The sequence below is a fragment of the Streptomyces sp. YS-3 genome (assembly GCF_045257485.1).
GTDB lineage: Bacteria > Actinomycetota > Actinomycetes > Streptomycetales > Streptomycetaceae > Streptomyces.
Map to the genome: position 1 here is coordinate 1 of NZ_JBJHPC010000458.1, position 5,797 is coordinate 5,797.

Genomic DNA, 5,797 nt, shown 5'->3' on the forward strand with positions numbered 1-5,797 from the left:
CGGCCGTGGGGGACCCCGATCCCTTCAACTCCGTGGCCACCAGGCCCAGATACGACCCCGCGGGCTCGGCCGCCGCCCCGTTCACCGCGCACCTCCACCCGGCGATCCTCGGCATCGCGAACACCGCCGTCCCGGCCGTCCCGGCGGGCAGCACCGCCCGTACACCGCTGTCGGTAACCTCGACCTCGCTCGCCCCCGTCGTCCGCAGCCGCTCCACCGCCGCCGTCAGCGCACCCCGGTCCAGACAGCCGAGCTGGGCCTTCCTGTACGCGGGGCGCAGCTCCACCCGTGACGACGGGCCCGGCGAGACRCCCAGCGGGGCCAGCGCCGCCCGCCGCTTGGGGGCGCCGCCCCGGAACTCCACCCACTTCCCGGCCGTGCCCAGCCGCGCCCACCCCGTGTACTCCGGGGCCCACAGGAACGCCTCCTGCCCGGCCGCACACCCCTCGGCGACCGTACGCGGCAGCGTGTACACCCGCGCCCCCAGCAGCGACTCCTGGTTCCGGAAGGGCGAGGCGCCGTAGGCCGGGGTCGCACCACCCCGCACCGTCACCAGCGGCGGCACCGGGGCGCGGGTGACCGTCGTGGCGCCGCCCTTGTCCGCCCGCACCCGCGCCCCCACCGCGAACACCGCGTCCGTCACCGGGTTGTCCAGGCTCTGCACGGACCGGCCGCGTGAGGTCCAGCCGCCGCCCAGCGCCGTCATGGTCCTGGTCAGGACGTCCGGCGTCAGACTGCTGTAGTAGGACGCGCCCTCACCGCCGACCAGCAGCGGATCGTTGCCCGTCAGCTGGCGGCGGCCCGGTTCGGTGCGGTACGCGGGCCAGCCGTCCGCCCCGGACACCGCCTCCTCGCGCGCGTCGTGCGCCGCGCCCCACGCCGGATAGCTGTCGAGCCGGTGCAGCCGCTCCCGGTCGCCGTACGCCACCGTCACCGCCGCCTGCGCGGTCTGCGCCCCGGCCAGGAGCACCACCGCCGCCAGCGCGAACGCCCGCCGGCCCCGCGTCCGGCGGGCGATCACCAGCGCCCCGAGCACCGCCGCGAGCCCACCGGCGTACAAGGGGTAGGACCAGGGCGAGACCAGTTCGCTGAAGGCCGCCCCGGCGCCGATCACCCCGAGCACCCCGCCGCCGCCGAGCAGCGCGCGCCGGTCCGGCAGGCCGTCCGCCACGCAGATCCACGCGGCGATGACCAGGATGCCGCTCAGCACGAACGTCTGGCGGTACGGGCTGCCGTTGGGCGTCTGGAAGGCGTGCCAGGCCAGATGCGTCGGCTTCCACTGGAAGGAGAGCGCGACGAGGAGGGCGAGGCCCGTCCACGCGTACCGCTCGCGGTCCGGCACCGCGCGATGGAATGCCAGCGCGCCCGCGAGGAGCAGCGCGCCCGTGCCCAGGAACAGCGCGGGGCTGGAGAAGCTGTACGTCGCCGGGAGCCAGCGCGCCAGGAAGTCGCTCCAGGGGACCGGCTCGAACTCCTTGCTCCAGCCCGGATACGCGTGCTTGGTCCCGAGGAAGACCGTGAAGAGGACGGGGGCGGACAGTGCGACGCCGAGCGCCGTCGTCCACCCCGCGCGGGCCAGGCCCCACAGCCGGGCCCGTGCCCCCGTCCTCTCGGGCGACTCCTCCAGGAACAACCGCAGCAGCAGCACCAGGGCCGCCCCGATCGTCGCCATGTACGCGGTGTAGAAGTTCGCCGTCCAGGCCAGCGCCACCACCGCCGGGCCGGCCAGCGGACGCGTCCGCTTCCGGGCCCACTCGCCCACCAGGCAGAGCATGGGGAACGCGATCAGACCGTCCAGCCACATGGTGTTGTAGGTCGCCTCGATCACCGACCAGCCGCACAGCGCGTACGCCGCCCCCAGCACCCCGGCCACCCAGCGCCGGCCGACGCCCGGGCGCAGGGCGAGCAGCAGGACGGTCATGGCGACGGCCGCCGCGGCCATCTTCAGGACCGTGATCACATACACCGCGAGGTCGATCCGGTCGCGCGGGAACACCCCGACCAGCAGCGCGAACGGGCTGCCCAGATACGTACCGATGTCGGGCAGGAACGACGTCCCGTACCCGGACTGCCAGTTGACCAGCGCGCCGCCGTGGGCGCGGCCGTGCAGCAGGTCCCACAGATGGGCGTGGAACGGGACGAACTGGTTGCCCAGGTCGTTGACGCCGCGGGTGTGCCGCCCGAAGGGGAAGGTCCGGGCGACGGCGTCGGCCGCGCACACCGCGACCACGGTGAGCAGCGCGGCGAGGGCGGACGCCCGGGCGCGCGGGCGTCCGGGTCCGGCGGGCGCGGCCGGGGCGGCGGGGGGAAGCCGGACGGCTTCGAGAGTCGGCATAAGGAGATCCTCTGCTGTTCGCTGCCGTCGAATATGCCGGACCGGTGCGGGTAAATCGGCGCCCCGGGGGCTCAGTTCACGTAATCGACGCCCCGCCGTCATTCGGTGAATCCGCCCCGGACGTCTGGCCCGGTTGTTCTTCGTTCACTGCCACAGCCGACTCCGTATCGACGGGGGAGAACCGTGCTCATCTCGATTGTCGTGCCCTGCTTCAACGAAGAGGAGATCATCGGCCGCTTCCATGACCAGGTGACCAGGGAAATCTCCCGGCTCGACGCGGAATTCGAAATCCTCTATGTCGACGACGGCAGCAAGGACCGTACGTTCGCGCTGCTCCAGGAGATGGCCGCCCGCGACCCGCGCGCCCGTTATGTCTCCTTCAGCCGGAACTTCGGCAAGGAGGCGGCGATGCTCGCCGGGCTGCGGCACGCCGCCGGGGACGCCGTAGTGATCATGGACGCCGACCTCCAGCACCCCCCGGAGCTGATCGGCCGGATGCTGGACCTGCACGCCCAGGGCCACGACCAGGTGATCGCCCAGCGCACCCGCAAGGGCGACCGCGTCACCCGCACCCTCACCGCGCGCCTGTACTACCGCCTGATCAACCGCCTGGTCGATGTGGAACTGGTCGACGGCGTGGGAGACTTCCGCATGCTCTCGCGCAGGACGGTCGACGCGGTGCTCGAACTCACCGAGTACAACCGCTTCTCCAAGGGGCTCTTCGCCTGGGTCGGATTCCGCACCACCACGTTCAGTTACGAGAATGCGGTCCGGGAACAGGGGCGCTCCGCGTGGACGTTCGGAAAGCTCCTGAACTACGGCCTGGACGGGATGATCTCGTTCAACAACAAGCCGCTGCGGGCGGCCGTCTATCTCGGCATGCTGCTGCTCGGGATCGCCACGGCGTATTCCGCGTGGATCGTCGGTGTCGCCATGGTGAACGGCGTGGACACCCCCGGATATGTGACCCTGCTCGTCGTCGTCACCGCGCTCGCGGGCGTGCAGATGGTGATGGTGGGCGTGGTCGGTGAATACGTGGGCCGTATCTATTACGAGGTCAAGCGCCGTCCGCACTTCCTGGTGCAGGCGACGAACGTGACGACCGGGGCGGACGTGACGACGGGGACGGACGCGACGGCCGGGGCGCCGGCCGCGGACGGGCGGCTGCCGCACCCGCGTCCCGGCCGGGAGTTCGCCCGCCGATGAGACCGGGAACCGCCGCCCAGATCGTCCGGTTCGCCCTGGTGGGGGCGGTCAACACCGGTACCTACTACGGCCTGTACCTGCTCTTCCTGCCGCGGGTGCCGTACGTGGTGGCCCATGTCATGGCGTTCCTGCTCGCCATGGTCGGCTCCTTCTTCCTCACCTCGTACTTCACCTACCGCACCCGGCCCACCTGGCGGAAGTTCCTGCTCTTCCCGCTCACCAACGCGGCGAACTTCGTCATCACCACGACCGGGATGTACGTGCTGGTGGACCTGCTCGGCCTCAGCAGCACCTGGGCCCCGCTGATCGCCGCGGCGACGGCGATCCCGGTCACCTTCGTCCTCTCCCGGACGATCATGCTGCCCCCCGAGACCCCCAAGGCGGCCGAATCGTTGAGCGAATCAGTGGCCCACACCACTGAGACTGCCTAACATCGATCACCGCAAGGTCATCAGGTCGCTGCACTGTCGCACGATCCGCCGGGAGGCTCCTTTGCACCGCCGCCGTCGCACCGCACTCGCCCTCTGTGTCGCGCTCCTCGGCGCGGGGCCACTCCTGACCGCCTGCGGCAGCGAGGCCCATCCGGGCGCCGCCGCCGTCGTGGGGGGCGACCGCATTCCGGTCTCCGCGCTCCAGGCCCAGGTCAAGGACGTCCGTACGGCGCAGCAGGCCTCGCCGCAGTCCGCCCAGCTCATCAAGAACACCGGCCAGCTCAGCCGCGCCAAGCTGCACGGGCTGATCTTCGACAAGGTGCTGGACCGGGCCGCCGCCGACGCCGGGGTGAGCGTCAGCCGCAAGGAGCTCCAGCAGGCCCGGGCCGCGATGGCCCAGCAGGCGGGCGGCGAGCAGGCGTTCGCGGCCATGCTCCTCCAGCAGCGCGGGGTGGCGCCCGGCCAGATCGACGACGCGGTGCGCGAGCAGGTGCAGCTCACCAAGCTGGCCGCCGCGACCGGCGCCGACCTCTCCACGCCCACCGGACAGGCCTCCGTCACCAAGACGCTCACCGAGGCGTCGAAGAAGCTGCGGATCGACGTGAACCCGCGGTACGGGACCTGGGACGACAAGGCGATCCAGCTCGCCGACACCAAGACGCCGTGGATCGCCCAGGTGACCAAGAACGCCCCGGAGCAGGAGAGCCCCATCACCGGCTGACGGGCCGGGGCGGGCGCGGCGGGCGGCCGGGGTAGGTTCGAGAGGTGACTCTCGAAGAACCCGGCCGCGTCGTCCTGCTCACCGCCAGCCACCGGGTGGCACCCGGACTGCTGTCCTGGCCCGCGTGGCAGACGCTGCGCGCCGCCGACCGGGTGCTCTGCGCCGACCCCGGCCATCCGCAGCTGCCGTATCTGCGCGAGGCGGGCGTCGAGGCCGAGATCGTGGAGCCGGACGCCCAGGAGCTGGTCGAGGCGTGCGCCGGGGGCCGTACGGTCGTCGTCCTCCCCTCCGGTGAGGGCGACCGCCGGCTCACCGACGGACTGGCCCGGCTCGCGGGCTCCGGCCGGGTCGCCATGCCCGACCTGGAGCTGCTGCCCGGCTCGTACGATCTGCCCGGCGCCCGGCTGCTCGACCTCGTCCAGGTCATGGACCGGATCCGCCGCGAGTGCCCGTGGTCTTCCCAGCAGACCCACAAGGGGCTGGCGAAGTACGCCCTTGAAGAGGCGTACGAGCTGGTCGAGGCGGTGGAGGAGGGCGACCGCGACGAGCTGCGCGAGGAGCTGGGGGACGTGCTCCTCCAGGTCGTCTTCCACGCGCGCATCGCGGAAGAGGGACGCGCGGAGGACGGGTCGGACCCCTTCTCCATCGACGACGTGGCCGGGACGATCGTGGAGAAGCTGATCCACCGCCATCCGCACATCTTCGGGGACGCGCACGCGGAGACGCCCGAGGAGGTCAAGGAGCACTGGCTGCGCCAGAAGGCCGCGGAGAAGGGGCGGGACTCGGTGACCGACGGCGTCCCCCTCGGTCAGCCCGGCCTCGCCCTCGCCGCGAAACTGGCGTCCCGGGTCCGCACGGCGGGCCTTGAGGTCCCCCTGCCCACCGGCGAGGGCATCGGCTACCGGCTGCTCGCCCTGGCGGTGGCGGCGGAGGCCGACGGCACGGACCCGGAGGCGGCCCTGCGGGCGGCGGCGCGCGCGTACCGGGACGCGATCCGCACGGCCGAGACGGACGGACGATGACACAACCCCCGACCCCGCCGGACCGGGAGCCGGGCCAGGACTTGGGTCTGGAGCCGGGGCAGGACGCGGCCCCGCCCGCCCC

Annotated in this window: 5 protein-coding genes; 4 read left to right on the forward strand and 1 reads right to left on the reverse strand. The window is 72.5% G+C overall.

What is annotated here, in order from left to right; all coding sequences use genetic code 11:
* Window positions 1-2,335: YfhO family protein (locus ACJA3G_RS28075; protein WP_406555834.1), on the reverse strand; the 2,335-nt coding region annotated here is incomplete at its 3' end.
* Window positions 2,336-2,518: 183 nt separating this feature from the next.
* Between ACJA3G_RS28075 and ACJA3G_RS28080 the strand changes: the two genes are divergently transcribed.
* The 4 genes from ACJA3G_RS28080 (at window position 2,519) to ACJA3G_RS28095 (ending at window position 5,715) form a co-directional block, all read left to right on the forward strand.
* Window positions 2,519-3,541 carry a glycosyltransferase family 2 protein gene (locus ACJA3G_RS28080; protein WP_406555835.1) on the forward strand — a complete coding sequence of 341 codons (1,023 nt, stop codon included), beginning with the start codon at window positions 2,519-2,521 and terminating at the stop codon, window positions 3,539-3,541.
* On the forward strand, window positions 3,538-3,972 hold the full coding sequence (locus tag ACJA3G_RS28085) for a GtrA family protein (protein ID WP_406555836.1): 435 nt from the start codon (window positions 3,538-3,540) through the stop codon (window positions 3,970-3,972). The genes ACJA3G_RS28080 and ACJA3G_RS28085 overlap by 4 nt, the downstream gene beginning before the upstream one ends.
* A gap of 61 nt (window positions 3,973-4,033) precedes the next feature.
* Window positions 4,034-4,693, forward strand: coding sequence for a SurA N-terminal domain-containing protein (locus ACJA3G_RS28090; protein WP_406555837.1), 660 nt, complete (start codon window positions 4,034-4,036; stop codon window positions 4,691-4,693).
* 44 nt (window positions 4,694-4,737) lie between these two features.
* The gene (locus ACJA3G_RS28095; protein WP_406555838.1) at window positions 4,738-5,715 is read left to right on the forward strand and encodes a nucleoside triphosphate pyrophosphohydrolase; all 978 of its coding nucleotides are present in this window, start codon (window positions 4,738-4,740) and stop codon (window positions 5,713-5,715) included.
* Window positions 5,716-5,797: the final 82 nt, after the last annotated feature.

Excerpts from the sequence above, each read along its gene's own strand:
- ACJA3G_RS28085 (WP_406555836.1), top strand. The coding sequence starts at position 3,538 with ATGAGACCGGGAACCGCCGCCCAGATCGTCCGGTTCGCCCTGGTGGGG.